16 protein-coding genes and 1 tRNA gene are annotated in these 15,625 nt (G+C 65.8%); 3 read left to right on the top strand and 14 right to left on the bottom strand.

Annotation, left to right across the window (positions count from 1 at the left end; all coding sequences use genetic code 11):
* Positions 1–62: 62 nt before the first annotated feature.
* From ACWEQQ_RS18610 to ACWEQQ_RS18570, 9 genes are all read right to left on the bottom strand, one after another.
* A complete protein-coding gene (locus ACWEQQ_RS18610; RefSeq protein ID WP_452349033.1) occupies positions 63–593 on the bottom strand; it encodes a cupin domain-containing protein in 531 nt (176 codons plus the stop codon).
* A gap of 49 nt (positions 594–642) precedes the next feature.
* Positions 643–1,092, bottom strand: coding sequence for an ester cyclase (locus ACWEQQ_RS18605; RefSeq protein ID WP_452349032.1), 450 nt, complete (start codon positions 1,090–1,092; stop codon positions 643–645).
* A 327-nt stretch (positions 1,093–1,419) separates the two neighbouring features.
* Positions 1,420–2,115, bottom strand: coding sequence for a DJ-1/PfpI family protein (locus ACWEQQ_RS18600; protein ID WP_452349184.1), 696 nt, complete (start codon positions 2,113–2,115; stop codon positions 1,420–1,422).
* A 72-nt stretch (positions 2,116–2,187) separates the two neighbouring features.
* The gene (locus ACWEQQ_RS18595) at positions 2,188–2,328 is read right to left on the bottom strand and encodes a hypothetical protein (RefSeq protein ID WP_452339605.1); all 141 of its coding nucleotides are present in this window, start codon (positions 2,326–2,328) and stop codon (positions 2,188–2,190) included.
* Positions 2,329–2,553: 225 nt separating this feature from the next.
* A complete protein-coding gene (locus tag ACWEQQ_RS18590; RefSeq protein WP_452349031.1) occupies positions 2,554–3,408 on the bottom strand; it encodes an alpha/beta fold hydrolase in 855 nt (284 codons plus the stop codon).
* A gap of 146 nt (positions 3,409–3,554) precedes the next feature.
* The gene (locus ACWEQQ_RS18585) at positions 3,555–4,454 is read right to left on the bottom strand and encodes an NAD(P)H-binding protein (protein ID WP_452349030.1); all 900 of its coding nucleotides are present in this window, start codon (positions 4,452–4,454) and stop codon (positions 3,555–3,557) included.
* 21 nt (positions 4,455–4,475) lie between these two features.
* The gene (locus ACWEQQ_RS18580) at positions 4,476–4,868 is read right to left on the bottom strand and encodes a hypothetical protein (protein ID WP_452349029.1); all 393 of its coding nucleotides are present in this window, start codon (positions 4,866–4,868) and stop codon (positions 4,476–4,478) included.
* A gap of 549 nt (positions 4,869–5,417) precedes the next feature.
* Positions 5,418–5,491 (bottom strand) — tRNA-Ile (locus ACWEQQ_RS18575).
* A 72-nt stretch (positions 5,492–5,563) separates the two neighbouring features.
* The gene (locus ACWEQQ_RS18570; RefSeq protein WP_452349028.1) at positions 5,564–5,941 is read right to left on the bottom strand and encodes a DUF4234 domain-containing protein; all 378 of its coding nucleotides are present in this window, start codon (positions 5,939–5,941) and stop codon (positions 5,564–5,566) included.
* A 132-nt stretch (positions 5,942–6,073) separates the two neighbouring features.
* Between ACWEQQ_RS18570 and ACWEQQ_RS18565 the strand changes: the two genes are divergently transcribed.
* From ACWEQQ_RS18565 to ACWEQQ_RS18555, 3 genes are all read left to right on the top strand, one after another.
* The gene (locus ACWEQQ_RS18565; RefSeq protein ID WP_452344955.1) at positions 6,074–6,502 is read left to right on the top strand and encodes a nitroreductase family deazaflavin-dependent oxidoreductase; all 429 of its coding nucleotides are present in this window, start codon (positions 6,074–6,076) and stop codon (positions 6,500–6,502) included.
* A gap of 191 nt (positions 6,503–6,693) precedes the next feature.
* The gene (locus ACWEQQ_RS18560; protein ID WP_452349027.1) at positions 6,694–7,740 is read left to right on the top strand and encodes a TerC/Alx family metal homeostasis membrane protein; all 1,047 of its coding nucleotides are present in this window, start codon (positions 6,694–6,696) and stop codon (positions 7,738–7,740) included.
* Between the two features lie 64 nt (positions 7,741–7,804).
* Positions 7,805–8,290, top strand: a complete 486-nt coding sequence (locus ACWEQQ_RS18555; RefSeq protein ID WP_452344953.1) for a hypothetical protein — start codon at positions 7,805–7,807, stop codon at positions 8,288–8,290.
* Between the two features lie 457 nt (positions 8,291–8,747).
* Here ACWEQQ_RS18555 and ACWEQQ_RS18550 read toward each other — a convergent pair whose 3' ends face one another.
* The 5 genes from ACWEQQ_RS18550 to ACWEQQ_RS18530 all read right to left on the bottom strand — a co-directional run bounded on the left by ACWEQQ_RS18550 (position 8,748) and on the right by ACWEQQ_RS18530 (position 15,613).
* Positions 8,748–10,532 (bottom strand): SDR family oxidoreductase, encoded by a 1,785-nt coding sequence (locus ACWEQQ_RS18550; protein ID WP_452349183.1) that lies wholly within the window; start codon positions 10,530–10,532, stop codon positions 8,748–8,750.
* Positions 10,533–10,555: 23 nt separating this feature from the next.
* On the bottom strand, positions 10,556–11,665 hold the full coding sequence (locus tag ACWEQQ_RS18545) for a PDR/VanB family oxidoreductase (protein WP_452349026.1): 1,110 nt from the start codon (positions 11,663–11,665) through the stop codon (positions 10,556–10,558).
* Entirely contained in the window at positions 11,662–12,567 is a 906-nt protein-coding gene (locus ACWEQQ_RS18540) for a metal-dependent hydrolase (RefSeq protein WP_452349025.1), read from the bottom strand. The genes ACWEQQ_RS18545 and ACWEQQ_RS18540 overlap by 4 nt, the downstream gene beginning before the upstream one ends.
* Positions 12,568–12,740: 173 nt before the next feature.
* On the bottom strand, positions 12,741–14,696 hold the full coding sequence (locus tag ACWEQQ_RS18535) for an amino acid transporter (RefSeq protein ID WP_452349024.1): 1,956 nt from the start codon (positions 14,694–14,696) through the stop codon (positions 12,741–12,743).
* Between the two features lie 125 nt (positions 14,697–14,821).
* Positions 14,822–15,613: an N-acetylmuramoyl-L-alanine amidase gene (locus tag ACWEQQ_RS18530; RefSeq protein ID WP_452349023.1), complete on the bottom strand. Its 792-nt coding sequence runs from the start codon at positions 15,611–15,613 to the stop codon at positions 14,822–14,824.
* Between the last annotated feature and the right edge of the window lie 12 nt (positions 15,614–15,625).

Below are 15,625 nucleotides of genomic sequence, written 5' to 3'. Positions count from 1 at the left end.
CGATCAGCCCCTTTCTCCGGTGGGCGTCGGCAATTGAGCGTGCTATCCATGCGGGCGCGGGATCAGCGGACGAAGAATTTCGCCCAGGGATCGTCGGCTCGTGCGGTCCAGTAGTTGCTGAACAGGAACTGTGCTGCCGCGATGTCTGATGGCGCCGGCTCTTCAGTTCTCGGGGGAAGCTCACGCTTCGGTGCCGGTCGCGCGAGCCCCTTGATCACTTGCTCGAAACCGGCCGGGGTGTAGCCGTTGAGCACACGGCAGACATCGCTCGTGACATTGAAACTGTGCACGGTGCCCCGAGGAATCCACAGCGAGTCACCATCTTGCCCCGACGACGTTTCGCCCTCGAGTTCGAAGTCGACGGTGCCGTCGAGGACGAAAAACCACTCGTCGACATTGTGCACGTGCTTGGTATGTGCGCCAGAGTCTTTCGGCATCCACTGCTCGGTGACCGAAAACACGCCCCCGGTTTGACGGGCCTCCAGCAGCGGAATCCACAGCAGATCGAGCATCCAGAACGCCGGTGCGTCTCTTCCGCTGCTCAAGAGGGCGGGAAGTTGTGCCTCGAAGAACGACGGTGTGGTGGGGGTCATCGGCCTGCCTTCCAGAAGGTGGAGTCAAACCAAATGGACGGGAGCGAAGTCAGCTGTCTTCGGTACCGGCTTGGTCGGCGGGGGCCGTCAGCGGTGCCTCGTCTTGCCCGATTTGCCTCATCAGCGCGTCGATATCGGTGTAGTCCCAGACCTCGGCGAACTTGCCGTCTTCGAGGTGATAGAGAGTGAACTCCGAAATAGTCACCCGACGACCGGTCGCCTCAATTCCCTGGAAAGTCCCCCGGTGGGTACCGGTTACCGTGAAGTGCACCGCGATATAGTCGCCGTCGACGACGAGGTGCCGCATCTCCCAATGCCAATCAGGAAATCCGGAGACAAGAGGTGAGAATTGCGCCGTAACAGCGGCTGGATCCATAGGAACGTCATCGACTTTGATGGTCGATGTATAAAACGACGCCATACCATCAAAATTGTGCTCATTACAGTATCCGAGATAAGACAGGTACAGGGATCGGTTTTCGTTGTCCTGGGTCACCATATGCTCGCCGCCTCACGTGGTCGACTCACTTACCCTCGCAAGCATCCTAGCCTCGATCATTCTTGCGGGTGTGGCCAGCCGTCCCGTGTCGGCCGGCGACTTCCAGGTTCCAAGGGCTTCTACCGAATCATGTTCCCTACCAGCAGTTTTCAGAACCACGCTTCAATCAGAACCTTTGGCAGGTACGCATCAATCACGTCCGCGTTGCCCGCTCATACTGAGACGCGAAATCCTCTGTCTCGTCGAGGATTTCGCGTCTCGTATTTCCGAACCCGAATTGAACCCCCACCAGGACAGGGAGGGGTCAACGGGTGGATCGAGATTGGGTCATCGGGTCCAGATCGGCCCGCGTGCCTCGTATTCCAGGATCTCCTCGACGCGGGTCGCGGTGTCGGCGCTCAGCTCGCGGTGCACCAGCCACAGGGCCAGGTCGATCCCCGAGGCTATACCGCCCGCTGTCACCAGATCACCGTCGTCGACGACGCGCGCCTGCGTAAGGACGCCACCTTGTTGTTTCAGTGTGTCGAGAGCACCGTGATGGGTTGTGCAGGGTCGGCCGTTGATCAGCCCGGCTGCACCCAAAAGCATTGCGCCGGTACACAATGAGCTGATCGTCAGTCCGGCGCGGGGCGCAGCAGCCAGGGCTTCGGGTAGGACGCCACGATTGATCTCGGCCCAGACGCCCGGGGCGTCGCGGTGTGTGTAGCCGCCGCCGGGTACGACGAGCACATCGGCATTCTGGGGTGCCCACGGTTCGGTGACTTGCACGACGGTTCCGTAGGAAGCGCGGATCGTCCCGGGTTGACCGGTAGTCACGTACCGCAGGTCCACGCCGCGCTCGGCGAGCATGGCGGCGAGCGAGAACACCTCGAAGGGTCCGATGAAATCCTGTTCTTCGACACCGTCGAACATGACGATATGGACGCGAAGAGGCCCGGCTGGGCCTTGTCCGTCCGCCTTCGCTTCCGGTGCGCCGATCCTGGGCAAGGTGGTTGCGAACGTGGCGGCACCGCTGGCGGCCATTAGCGCTCGCAACACGACTCGTCGTTCCAATTGTCCTGTCCTCCAGTCCTGCTCATCCCCGAGGGGCGGTTGTCAGTGCGTGCGAACCGCGGCGGGGGCGGGTTGGCGCGTCGGTGTGCCGATCATGCGGGCGGTCGCGGCGATGACCAGCAGGAAGGCGGGAACGACAGCGGCGGTGCGGATGTCGTGGTCGGTGTCAAAGCGGTGCAGCATGATCAGGTAGTCGGCGGGCGGATTGATCGGGTTCCACGAGCGAATCTTGTTGTTGATAGGTACGTTTCCGAACTGCGCGTGTATCCCGGCGCGCCCCAGGGCATTTTCGGCGCCTAGTGCACGGCGCTGGAAACGATCTGCTCGCCTTCCTCAACGGCTGACCCGATTCCCGCCGGGGTAGGGGCGATGTTTCACAGTCGCGAGACCTGGCACGACCGCTGCCGCTCAGACGGAGAGGAACGACCGGATGGCTCGGGCTATGTCGTGGGCGTGGGTTTCGAGGGCGAAGTGGCCGGTGTCGTAGAAGTGGATCTGGGCCTCGGGGAGGTCGCGTCGGAAAGCCTCGGCACCGGCAGGGAGGAAGAAGGGATCGTTCTTGCCCCACACTGCGAGGAGTCGTGGTGTGTGAGTGCGGAAGTAGGACTGGAATTCGGGGTAGCGGGCGACGTTGTTGCGGTAGTCGAGGAACAGGTCCAGTTGCACGTCGTCCGCGCCGGGGCGGGCCAGGTAGTGATTGTCCAGGGCGATGCCGTCCGGGGAAACCAGGGTTTCGTCGGAGACGCCGTGGGTGTACTGCCAGCGGGTGGTTTCCGGTGCGAGGAACTGCCGCAGCGCTTGGCGATTGGCGTCCGAGGGGTCCTCCCAATAGGCGCGGATCGGGTTCCAGCCCTCGCTCAACCCTTCGGCGTAGGCGTTGCCGTTCTGGGAGACGATCGCGGTGATGCGGTCGGGATGTTCGACGGCGAGCCGGAATCCGGTCGGGGCGCCGTAGTCGAAGACGTAGATCGCGTACCGGTCGAATCCCACCACTTCGGTGAAGCGGTCGATCACCTCGGCGATGTGGTCGAAGGTGTAGGCGAACTGCTCGTGTGGCGGCATGTCCGAACCGCCGAAGCCCGGCAGGTCGGGGGCGATGAGGTGCAAGTCGTCGGCGAGCAAGGGGATCAGGTCGCGGAACATATGGCTGGACGTCGGAAAGCCGTGCAGTAGAAGCAGTTTGGGCTTTCCCGGCGCGCCCGCCTCGCGGTAGGACACGCGGAATCCGTCGACGTCGGCGTGCAAATATCGGATCGTGGACATGACTTGGTGACTCGCTCTCTTCGGGGATGCGGAATGCGAGGTGTTGCGCCGATCACCGCGCCCGTATAGGCATGGCCCACAAGAACTTTCGGTCCGGCGATCGAGTTCAGCCTTTTGCCGAGGGCGGCCACATCGTCTGGCGTCCGCTATGAGAACAGTTCCGGGTGTTCGGCTATGTACTGACCGACTGTGGACGGCGGCTGTCCCGTGATCTTCTCGACGTCGTCGGTGGCTCGGTCGTAGCGGTTGGCACGGTGTAGCAGTGCCAGTGTGGTCAGATGCTGCTCGACGTGCGCGGGCAGACCTCGGGGCTCGAGGACCTCGTGGACCCAGGTTTCGTGGGGAATGTCGGTGCCGCGAATCTGCCGGTGAAGTCCCAGGGTGTACTCGGCGGCCAGGCCATCGATGTCCAAACGCGCCGGGCCGGTCAATTCGTAGACGTCGCCGATGCGGTGGGTGGGATCCACGAGCACTGCTGTAATCGTGCGGGCCACGTCGCTGGCAGCTATCGGTGATGTTCGACCCGTTCCGAAGGGGAGGGCCAACAGGTTCTGCTCTCGCAGCAACGGTGCCGCGAGTCCGGTGAATATCGGATTGTCCAGAAACACCGTCGGCCTGATGTGCACGACCGGGACACCCGACCAGTTCATGACGTGCTCGGCGAGATAATGCAGTCGATGTTGACGAGACTCCCCCTCGCTGGTCAGCGTCATTTGAGAAACAGTCATCTGGGACATGTTCACGACCACCTCGAGGTGGCCGTACTCCAACGCGGCGTCGCAGACGACAACCGTTGCCTGCAGGTAGTCCGGAGAGACACTCATCGAAAAGAACATGCGATCGATACCGGCTATCGCATCGACCACATCTCGTGGATCGGTCAAATCTCCGACGACGACATCAGCGCCGAGTGCACGTAACGGCTCAGCTCGGGCGTCGTCGCGGTGTACCAGCGCGCGAACCCGATCCCCGCGTTCCCGCAATTGCTCGATCACCTGCCGGCTCACGCCACCGGTGCCACCACCAGCCCCGGTGATCAGGTACAAGGGCGCATTCATAGTCGCTCCTCAAGGTGTGTCTTCCCAATGCTTGGCAAGGGGGGTGTCGGCGAACCTCTCGAGCATCAAGCGGGACAACAGCAGCACCGAGCTGCGTGGACGGTGGTTCACCACGAGGCGCTGGGCCTCTCCGGCGGCGTTGAAGGTGACCAGGACGATGACATGAATCGGGACGCCGCGCACCGACGAGGTGTAGTCCTCGAGGAAACTGTTCTCGCCGCAGGGACCGGCGTAATGAAAGTCTTGGAACTCGTAGATTTCGCGGGCAGCGACCACGACTTCATGGACGGCCTCTGCGCCTTCTATGACGCCGTCCCACGCGGCGCCTTCCCCGGCTACGTCCTCGGCCAGGTTATCCAGCCACGCTGGATAGTACGGCTTCCCCATATACGTCGATGTCATGCCGCGCCTCCCGTGAAATCCGGCAGCGAGCCGGCTCGCCGACGCGCGCCCACGATGTGTGACCTATGACCATGCAACCCTATAGCCCGGCAGCCCGGGTTATAGGGAATCCATGTGGACAATCCGGTACAGCGCAGCCACAGACCGCCGACAGCTCCCGCATCCGCCGTTCCCGCCTGCTTCGCGACTCGGTGTCCCACCGGGCCGATCGATTCCACTGTCGCGGTCCCGCCCGCGACGACGAGGACCTCGAACACCGACACCCCGCGCCCTCAGGGTCTAGATGTGCCATCTCACGAGATTGGCGCCTGTGGCCTGGAGCGATCCCGTCGTGACGCCGGATCTGGTTGCGACACAGGCGCTTCCGGTCTGGCGGGGAGGGTGTCCGTATCGCCGACGAGCCCGCTCGGGCATCACTTTTCGATGCTGGCATCGCCCAGCGGGTCTGCTCTCAGCTAGGCTGCCCGAACAACATTGCCGGGTCGAATGCCAACGGCGACATGGCGCATGACGGTCCGCGGCGAGTCCCGGAGATCTTCCGGTTGTTTGTGGGGCGGGCGGGGCTCGAACCCGCGACCAATGGATTATGAGTCCACGGCTCTAACCGACTGAGCTACCGCCCCCGACCGCTTGAGATCACTGCGGGCTCCGCGAGATGCTACCGCCTCGGGAGGGTCGATGCCCAGTTGGACTCGCTATGCGCCGTAACGGTCGGCGATCTTGTTGAGTTCGAGCTGGTAGTAGAGGATGCCGAGGCCGAGGATCAGGTTCAGGACGAAGCCGAGGATGGGGTTGCAGGTGCCTTCGAGGCCGGCGGCTTCCTGGGATTGGCGGATTCGGGTGCCGGTGCGCCAGAAGCTGATGATGGCGGCGATGCCGGTCCAGGAGAGGAAGAGCATGATCAGGAGGGGGCCCGCGACCGGGGCCTCGGGGTCGCGGCGGAGTTCGGCCATCTCCTTGTGGATCTTGTAGTACCAGACGAAGAAGTAGATGCCGAGGGTGATGAGGGGCCAGACCAGCCACACCAGCACCGGGTTGCGGGGCTTGATCGGCGTGGCGAGAGCGGTGGTCATGCGATGAATCCTTTTGTCGTCGTGCAGTTTTCGTAATCCGGGGCGAACCGGCCCGAGAAACGTATCCGCAAGATCGTGACCGGATCGTGAAGCGTTAGTCTGGGGCAGTCCACGACCGCAGGGAGGATCACGATGGCGAGTCTGTTCGCGAACGTGCTGAAGGCACATCAGTGGATTTACGAGAACAGCAACGGCCGAGTCGGGCACAAGCTGCTGTTCGGGAACCCGACGCTGCTGCTGCGCACGGTCGGCCGCAAGACCGGCCAGGAGCGCACCAATGCGCTCACCTACGCGCAGGACGGCAAGGACTATCTGGTCACCGCGTCCAATGGCGGCTCGCCCAGGCCGCCGGGCTGGCTGGCCAATGTGAAGGCCAAGGCGGACTGTGACATTCAGATCGGCACCAAGCGGATTCCGGTCACCGCACAGGCCACCTATCCGGACGATCCGGAGTACGCGCGCCGCTTCCAGCTCGTCGACAAGGTGAACCAGGGCCGCTACACCCAGTACCAGACGATGACCTCGCGTCCGATCGCCGTGGTGGTGCTCACACCGCGCTGACACCGGCGCCGGGTGGACCTCGCGGGTAAGGGTCGACTATCCTTCCTGACCTGAGGGGAGTACTTCCCAAGAATCACTCCGGTCAGTACGGGCCGCGCCGACGCGTCCCCCGGATGGTTGCCTGCGATTGTGGCATTCGACGACGCAGGTGAAGGAGACCTCGGCTGGTTTACCCTGCCCGAGGAGGTCCCATGAGTCCTACCCTGTCCGTTCTCGCGAGTTCCACCACCATCAACAGCGTCGGGACGCCCTGGCTGTGGGGCGGGACGATCGCCGCGGTGCTGGCGCTGCTGATCGTCGACTTCGCGCTCACCCGCCGCCCGCACGAGGTGTCCATGCGCGAGGCCATCGCCTGGACCGTCTTCTACATCGCCCTGCCCATCGCCTTCGGCGTGTTCCTGTGGTTCAACAACGGCGGTACCCCGGCCGTGGAATTCTTCACCGGCTACCTGCTGGAGAAGTCGCTGTCGGTGGACAACCTGTTCATCTTCATGCTGCTGCTGTCCGCCTTCGCGGTCCCGGCGGCGCTGGCGCAGCGGGTGCTGCTGTACGGCATCGCGGGCGCGCTGGTGCTGCGTGGCATCTTCATCGCGCTCGGTGCGGCCGCCCTGGCCACCCTGGACTGGGCGTTCCTGCTGTTCGGCATGATCCTGCTGGTGACCGCGGTGAAGCTGCTGGCCGACGCGGCCGGCGGGCACGAGCAGGAACTCGATGTCACCACCATGAAGTCGGTGCGCGTGCTGCGCCGCATCTGGCCGGTCACCGACGACTACCGCGGCACCAAGATGGTCGTTCGCGAGGCCGACCCGGCCCAGCCGGGCAGGTTCCGCCGGGCCCTCACCCCGCTGGCGCTGGTGGTCGGCGCGGTCATGGCCACCGATATCGTCTTCGCCGTCGACTCGGTGCCCGCGGTGTACGGCGTCACCGGCGACCCGTTCCTGGTGTTCGCCACCAACGCCTTCGCGCTACTCGGTTTGCGCGCACTGTATTTCGTCCTGCACGCCGCGCTCTCCCTCCTGGTGCACCTGGCCTACGGCCTGGCCGCCATCCTCGCCTTCATCGGCGTGAAGCTGGTCCTGCACTGGGCGCACGGCATCTGGAGCGGTGTCCCCCAGATCCCCACGGCCGCCTCGCTACTGGTGATCGTGGCGGTGCTCGCGACGGTCACCTTCACCAGCCTCCGCTCTACCCGCGGCGACAAGGGACACGCTGAGGAGACCGCGGTCGACATGCAGTGAGCCGTGCGGCAGGGACGGCGAATATCGCTCGCGAACCGCGCCGATATCGACGTAGCGTGAAACCATGCTGCTGCACCGTTCCCGGCCGCCTCGGCTCGAGCAGGTCAATCGCGCCGTGGATGCGCTGGAACTTCCGGAGGCGGTGTTCAAGACCTGTCCGTGGCAGCCGCGCGAGCTGGTGGAAACCGGGCTGCGGCAATGGTTGCGCTGCTGCGGAGCGGCGATGCGTGACGATCGGGTGATCGGCATGCCCTCGCATGCGGTGGACGAGGCTTGGCACGGGCTCATCCTGTGCACGAAGCGGTACGCGCGGTTGTGCGACAGCGCGTATGGCCGGTTTCTGCATCACTTCCCCGACGGCGAGGGCACCGGTTCGGGCGACCCGATGGCGGAGCAGTTGGGGCGCACGGTGGTCGCCTGGTCGTTCGTGGCGCTACCGGGCGAGCAATGCGTGCTGTGGGACCTGGATACCGTTGTGGGAGTGGACCATCCGTGGGGCATCCCATCGGAGCGGGTCCACTCCATCGAGGCGGCGCTGGGAGCGGGCTAGCCACCGCCGCCGCCGCAACCTCCGCCTCCTCCCCCGCCGCCGCAACCTCCTCCCCCGCCGCCGCAACCTCCGCCACCACAGCCACTGCCACCACCGCAACCACTGTGCCCGCCACCGCACCCATGGCCGTGGCCACCGCCCCCATCGGCCCATCCGCCGCCGCCACCGGTCGAGGTGCCGCTCCCCGCGCTCCCGACCGAGCCATGTCCCCAACTCGTGCGGCGACTTCCGGTGGGACGAACGGAAGCCTTCCGGATGTTGACGCTCGCCGCGACGATCAGGGCGACAAAGATGACGCCACAGATGATTCCGAAAATCATGGTCGGAGGCCTCCCCTGCTCACGGCCGCTCTGACAGACCGCCATAGCCGAAAGTTACTCGGGGAGAATCCGCACGACAGTCCCATCTTCTGGGGGGACCCATCCTCGGTGTGAGCCCCCGTCGTCGTGGGTACTCGCTACGTCAGCTTCACCCGCGCCGCGAAGAAGCGGGCGACGGCCGGGGCGAAGCGGTTGAAGCGGTACTGGAGCCAGGCCTCGGGGGTGACCGGGACGACGTCGCGGCCCTGCTCGACGGCCTTGACGATCTGCGCGGCGACCTTCTCCGGGCCGTAGCGGCGGGCGGCGTAGAGCTTGTCGTAGCGCTGCTGCTTGGCGGCCTCCTCCTCGGCGGAGACACCCGAGAAGCGGGTGGTGGCAACGATATTGGTGTGCACGATGCCGGGGCAGATGGTGTGGACGCCGATGCCCTTGCCCGCCAGTTCGGCCCGCAGGCAGTCGGAGAACATGAAGACCGCCGACTTGGAGGTCGAGTAGGCGGCGAAACCGCGCTGGGGGGTGTAGGCGGCCATCGAGGAGAGGTTGACGATGCTGCCGCCGAGGCCGCGATCGGCCATGGCCTTGCCGAAGGCGCGGCACCCGTTGATGACGCCGTGCAGGTTGATATTGAGGACCCGGTCGAATTCGCTTGCGGGAGTGTCGAAGAAGTCGCCCGCCGCGCCGACACCGGCATTGTTGATCAGGATGTCGGGGACACCGTGCGTGGCGATGACCGCGGCCGCGTGCTCGGCGACCGCTTCGTCATTCGAGACGTCGAGCTGGTAGGCGTATGCGACACCACCTTCGGCGGCAATGAGATCCGCGGTCTCCTTGGCCGAGTCCAGGTTGATATCGGAGAGCACGACATCCGCGCCCTTGCGGGCGAAGGCGAGCGCCGTCTCGCGCCCGATGCCGCTGCCGCCGCCGGTGATCACCAGCAGCTGGTGCTCGAAAGGCCGCTGCGCCCGGCCGACTTCGGCACGGCGCAGGGTGCGCGGGGTTTCCCCGGTGCGCAGCGAGTCGATGAGCTCGACGGTGGAGGTGGCCAGCAGTTCCGGGTGCGAGAACGGCAGCCAGTGCCCGCCGCCGACCTCGCGCCGGTACAGGTTGGGCGCCCAGTCCTTGGTGTCGTCGTAGCCGGCGGGCCGCACCGCGACATCGCGGCGCGCGATGATCAGCTGCACCGGCACCTCGGTGCGGCGTTCCCGTGGATCGCCCAGGCGCTGCAGGATATTGGCGCGGTAGATGCGCATGCCGTCGAAGAAGTCGCGCCGGAATTCCGGTCCGAGCTTGATGTTCTCCGGCGAGGTCTCATTCATCAGCCCGACGAAGCGCGACCACATCTTCTCGGTGCCCAGCGGCTTGAGCACCACTCGCGGCACACCCGGGGTCATGAACAGCCCGGTGTACATCGACGACAGCAGCTGCGTGAACGGCCCCCACACCTTGCCGCGCGACAGGCTCGACCGCACCCACGCGCCCAGGTGGTCCAGGTTGGGCCCGGACACCGAGGTGAAGGAGGCGACCCGCCCGGCGGCCTGCGGCTCGCAGACGGCTTCCCACATCTCCACCGAACCCCAGTCGTGGGCCAGGATGTGCACGGGCGCATCGGGGCTCACCGCATCGGCGACGGCGAAGAAGTCGGCCGCGAAGTGCTCGAGCCGGTAGTCCTCGGTGCGGTCGGTGCGGGTGGAGCGACCGTGCCCGCGGGTGTCGTAGGTGACCACGTGGAAGCGGTCGGCCAGCAGCGGCACCACCCGGTCCCACAGATGGTTGTCGTCGGGCCAGCCATGCACCAGCACAATGGTGTCTTTAGATGCTTCAGTCGCGGAGGGCTCACCGTATTCGTAGACGGCGATGTCGAATTCACCGCTGCGCACCAGGCGTTCGGCGGCGGGGATGACGGTGGGTTGATCGGTCACGATCTTCTCCTCGTTGAGAGACGGCGCTAGATGTCCAGCACCAAATGGTCCCCGCCGCAACGGGATACACAGATGAGCATGTCGCCGGCCGCGCGCTCGGCATCGGTGAGCACGGTGTCGCGATGGTCGACCTCGCCGGAGCGCACCCGCACCACACAGGTGCGGCAGAAGCCCTGCCGGCACGAATACGACGAGTCCGGACGAGCCTTCAGCACTTCCTCGAGCACCGACTTGTCGGCGGGCACGTCGAGGACCTCGCCGGTGCGGGCCAGCTCCACCTGGAAGGCGGTGCCGTTCACCACGGGCGGCGGCGAGAAACGCTCGGAATACAGTTCCACGCAGGGCATTTCGCGCACGGCGTCGGCGATGAGCTGGGTCATCACCACCGGCCCGCAGCAGTAGACGGAGGTGTCGGGACCGACGCCCGGCAGCAGCTCCGCGGCCGTGGGAATGCCGTGCTCGTCATCGGTGCGCACGGTCACCCGCGAGCCGAGCGACTCCACCTCCGACAGGAACGGAATGGTGGCGCGGGACCGCCCGGCGTACATCATGCTCCACTCCACGCCCAGCCGCTCGGCCATCCGGATCATCGGCAGGATCGGCGTGATGCCGATGCCGCCCGCCACGAAATGCACTCGCGCGGCGGAGGATCCGTACCCGGGCAGCACGAACGGAAAGGCATTGCGCGGCCCCCGCACGGTGACCGGGGTACCGACCGCCAGCCTCTCGTGCACCTCGAGCGAACCGCCGTTGCCGTCCGGAATGCGCCGCACCGCAACGCGATACGCGTGCCGATCGGCCGGGTCGCCGCACAGCGAGTACTGCCGCACCTTCCCCGAGGGCAATTCCAGATCCAGGTGCGCGCCCGGCCGCCAGTCCGGCAGCTTGCGTCCGTCCGGCGCGGTCATCAGCAGGCTGATCACATCGGTGTCGTGCGCCTCCACCCGGCGCTGCACCACGACCAGCGGAATCCGCCAGTCGTCCACCCGCACGTCCGGCTCACGCCGGTTCACGAACGTGGTCCAGCGCAAACGGCTCTCGGCGATGAAATCCAGCACCCGCGTGGTGCGATCGGCACGACCCTTGCCGAACAGATCCTGCGGCGGCGCGACCGGGACGGGACGAACCGCGCTCACGAGGCCAGCGCCCGGGCGGCCGGGGACTGCGCCAGGTACGCCACGGCCTGCGCGGTCGAGCCGACGGTCTCCGGGGTGTAGCCGGGCTTGAAGGTGGACAGCGCACTGATCAGCAGCGACGGAATGCCCGGAATCGACCCCCGCCACATGCCCGCGAAGATCCGCCCGATCAACATCGGGTAGCGGTGGTTGGGCAGCGACGGATCGGCCTGCACCAGGAACTTGGTGCCGCGCAGGATGAGTGCGATGAAGATCGGGAACACCATCAGCATGAGCGCACCGCGGCGCACATAGCCGATCTCGAAGTACTCGGCCACATCGTGGGCGACCATGCGGTGCTCGACCTCTTCGGCCCCGTGCCAGCGGAACAGGTCCACCATCTGCGGATCGGTGTCGAACTGTTCGAGGTCGGCGTTGATGATCCAGTCGCCGAGGAAGGCGAAGAAGTGCTCCAGCGCGGCGATGACGCCGAGACGCTCGACCAGTTGCTGCTGCCGCGCCGCCTCACTGGCCGCCGCCTTCGGGCCCAGCGTCTTGCGGAACAGGAATTCCGTCTGACGCACATAGGGTTCGATATCGATCCCGTGCGCGGACAGCACCTGCTCGAGCGCCCCGTTGTGACTCTCGGCGTGCATGGACTCCTGCCCGATGAAGCCGATCATGGCCTCCCGCAGCTTCTCGTCCTTGACCAGTTCGAGGGCTTCGCCGAAGGTCACCAGGAACATGCGCTCGCCTTCGGGCAGCAGCATGCTCAGGGCGTTGAGGACGTGAGAGGCGATCGGTTCCTGCTTCATCCAGACCGGTTCGGTCCGGGACCAATCGAACTGCACATTCCGGGCGTGGAGGGCTACCTCTCCGGGTTCGGTCACCGGTCGGCGGCCCGGCTTCGGAAGTAGCTTCATCGGTACTCCTGGTCTCGTATCGCGTTTGCTGCGTGAGCGTAGCAATATTCTACGCATGCATGAAACCCTGAGTTACACCTAAATTTGCGAGCCCTGCCCGGTACGAAACGACAAGGGAGCTCTCACTGCGGAAATTCGTCCGATTCCCGCGGTGAGAGCTCCCTCGTGCGGAGCTAGCTGTCGACGTGGACGTGGGGCCGCTGGGAGCGGCGCGGGATGGCGCGGCGGAGGATCTCGCGGGTTACGGGGGCAACCTCGCCCTCACCGAAGAACATGAAGCGCACCAGGTTGACCAGCGGATTGCCCTCGGTCCATTCGAAGTAGACGTGCGGGCACTCGCCGGTGCGGTCGCGGATCGCGATCAGGATGGACGCGATGCAGTTCGGCACGGCCGCGGCCTCGACGGTGAGGATGTGGTAATCGTCCACATCCACCTCGGTCACGTGCAGCGTGGTGCTGAACTCCGACGGGTCCTTCACGATGACCTCGAGGAAGAGGATGGGCTCCGACTCCGGGATGTGGCTCTCGCGCCGCTGATCGGCCTCCTTCTCCGCGTACTCCTCGGGCGAGCGCCCATCGGTGATGTCGTGGGTGACGATGCGGATCTCGCCGCGCTCGGCCAGCTGGTCGATCATCCGGCAGGCCTTCTCGTCGAAGATCACCTCGACGGCCCGCAGCTCGAAGGCCCGGCGGATGCGCGAGGCGAACGACACCACCATGATCGCGACCACGAACAGGATGGCCAGATGCAGACCGGCCGGCTTCTCGATGATGTTGTCGATCGTGGTGTACACGAAGATCAGCGACACCACGCCGAAGCCCAGCACCCGCGAGTACTGCTGCTTGCGCCAGGCCGAAATGGTCACTGCCACGGCCGCGGAGGTGATCAGCACCAACACACCGGTCGCGTACGCCGCGCCCTGCGCGTCGACGCTCGCGTCGAAGTACCAGGTGATGCCGAAGGACACCAGCGCGAAGACCAGGACCAGCGGCCGGATCTGACGCGCCCATTCGGGAGCCATACCGAAGCGCGGCAGGTAGCGCGGCACCAGGTTGAGCAGGCCCGCCATGGCCGACGCACCCGCGAACCACAGGATGGCGATGGTGCTGACGTCGTAGACCGTGCCGAACGCATTGCCGAGGTACTCGTGCGCCAGGTAGGCCAGCGCACGGCCGTTGGCCTGCCCGCCCTCCTCGAACTCCTTCTCCGGAATGAGGATGGTGGTGATGAAGCTGGTGACGATGAGGAACCCGCTCATGATGAGCGCGGCGGTGGTCAGCAGCTTGCGGGTGCCGTTGATCCGGGTGCGCGGGTAGTCCTTGGAGTCGGCCGGATCGCCCTTGATCTGCGGCATGACCGCGACGCCGGTCTCGAAGCCGGACAGACCCAGCGCCAGCTTCGGGAACACCAGCAGCGCCACGCCGATCATGGCGAAGATATTGCCGTGCTTGGCCGTGAGCAGATGCGACCAGTCGGTCACCAGGTGCGGCGCCTGCAGCACCTTGACGATGCCGACCGCGGCGACCACCAGATTCAGCGCCAGATACGCGCCGACGAGACCGACCGCGATCCCGATGGCCTCACTGAAGCCCCTGAGGAACACCGCCGCCAGCAGTGCCAGCAGGACCAGGGTGATGGTCATGTTCTGGTCCTGCAGGAACCCGGGCACGTACGGGTTCTCGACGATGTGGGCCGCACCGTCGGCGGCCGACAGCGTCATGGTGATGGTGAAGTCGGTGGCCGCGAAGCCCAGCAGCACCAGGATGAAGATCTTGCCCCACCAGTTCGGCAGGAAGTTGGCGAACATGGCGATCGAACCGCCGCCGTTGTGGCTCTCCTTGGCCACCCGGCGATATACCGGGAGCGCGCCGAGCAGCGTCAGCGCGACCAGCACGATGGTCGCCAGCGGGGACAGCACGCCGGCGGCCAGGGCCGCGATGCCGGGCTGGTAACCGAGCGTCGAGAAGTAGTCGACACCCGTCAGGCACATGACCTTCCACCAGGAATGCTGATGCTCCTTGGGCGCCTTCTTGGCCATCGGCCCCTGAATCTGCGAGTGATGCTCACCCGCGTCCTCTAGTAGCCAGTTCGCAAAGCGCGAGCGCGGCTGTGCCTCGGTGGTGGTCAAGGAGTCCTCCCCGGAACTCTGTGGGTCCGGTTTCCCGAAATCGGTCGGTAAATGACGTGACGAATGTACTCACGGCAAATCGGGCGCAGACAGCGCCCGCGCCATGAGCCGTTCCGTCCGGTGTGCTAGCCCAGATAGGCCGCGATGGCGGTGGCGATGGCCTGCGCGAATCGCGCGCGGCCATCCGGTGATTCGATGACCGCGGCGTCGCCGGGATCTCGCATGTTCCCGCACTCGACCAGGGCGGTCGGGCGCTCGGAGAAATTCAGCCCGGCCAGATCGGCCCGCGGGTTCAGCCCGTCCGAGCCGACATAGGTGGAGGTGGTGAAGCCCGCGCCGACCATGGTGTCGCGCAGGGTGGTGGCCAGCTGCACCGACGGCCCGGACTGGGCGTCGTTCAGCGCGGGCGAGGAGTAGGCGACGTGGAAGCCGTGGGCGCCCGCGGGCGCGCCGTCGGCGTGGATCGAGACCACGGCCGCCGCGCCGAGCCGATTGCCGAGGGTGCCGCGGTCGTTCACGCACGGACCGACGCCGGTGTCGCTGTCGCGGCTCATGATCACCTGGTAGCCGCGGGCGCTGAGCAGGTCGCGGACGCGCTGGGCCACATCCCAATTGAATTCGTGCTCGGTGTAACCGTCGTCACCGCTGGTGCCGGTGGTGTTGCAGGGCTTCACGCCGCCGCGGCCGTCGGGCACCTGGGCATTGATCTCGTCGGTGTGGGCCGCGCCGCCGCCGTTGTGGCCCGGATCGAGGACCACGGTCTGGCCGGCGATCGGAAACAGCGGGCGGACAGGAGCTTCCGGTGCCGGGCGCGCGAGCGACCCCGAAACCGGTGCGGCGGCGAGGCTCTGGCCGGTGCCCGCGATCAGCAGGGCGCCGCAGAGAGCCGCGAGGGACTTCCAGGTTCGGTGTCGCACGGGACAAACGAT

This window comes from Nocardia sp. NPDC004123 (assembly GCF_053603795.1).
Note: the sequence above shows the minus strand (reverse complement) of the source record. Positions and strands in the feature narration are given on the sequence as shown.

Excerpts from the sequence above, each read along its gene's own strand:
- ACWEQQ_RS18610 (WP_452349033.1), bottom strand. The coding sequence starts at position 593 with ATGACCCCCACCACACCGTCGTTCTTCGAGGCACAACTTCCCGCCCTC.
- ACWEQQ_RS18605 (WP_452349032.1), bottom strand. The coding sequence starts at position 1,092 with ATGGTGACCCAGGACAACGAAAACCGATCCCTGTACCTGTCTTATCTC.
- ACWEQQ_RS18600 (WP_452349184.1), bottom strand. The coding sequence starts at position 2,115 with ATGGCCGCCAGCGGTGCCGCCACGTTCGCAACCACCTTGCCCAGGATC.
- ACWEQQ_RS18595 (WP_452339605.1), bottom strand. The coding sequence starts at position 2,328 with ATGCTGCACCGCTTTGACACCGACCACGACATCCGCACCGCCGCTGTC.
- ACWEQQ_RS18590 (WP_452349031.1), bottom strand. The coding sequence starts at position 3,408 with ATGTCCACGATCCGATATTTGCACGCCGACGTCGACGGATTCCGCGTG.
- ACWEQQ_RS18580 (WP_452349029.1), bottom strand. The coding sequence starts at position 4,868 with ATGACATCGACGTATATGGGGAAGCCGTACTATCCAGCGTGGCTGGAT.
- ACWEQQ_RS18570 (WP_452349028.1), bottom strand. The coding sequence starts at position 5,941 with ATGACCACCGCTCTCGCCACGCCGATCAAGCCCCGCAACCCGGTGCTG.
- ACWEQQ_RS18565 (WP_452344955.1), top strand. The coding sequence starts at position 6,074 with ATGGCGAGTCTGTTCGCGAACGTGCTGAAGGCACATCAGTGGATTTAC.
- ACWEQQ_RS18560 (WP_452349027.1), top strand. The coding sequence starts at position 6,694 with ATGAGTCCTACCCTGTCCGTTCTCGCGAGTTCCACCACCATCAACAGC.
- ACWEQQ_RS18555 (WP_452344953.1), top strand. The coding sequence starts at position 7,805 with ATGCTGCTGCACCGTTCCCGGCCGCCTCGGCTCGAGCAGGTCAATCGC.
- ACWEQQ_RS18540 (WP_452349025.1), bottom strand. The coding sequence starts at position 12,567 with ATGAAGCTACTTCCGAAGCCGGGCCGCCGACCGGTGACCGAACCCGGA.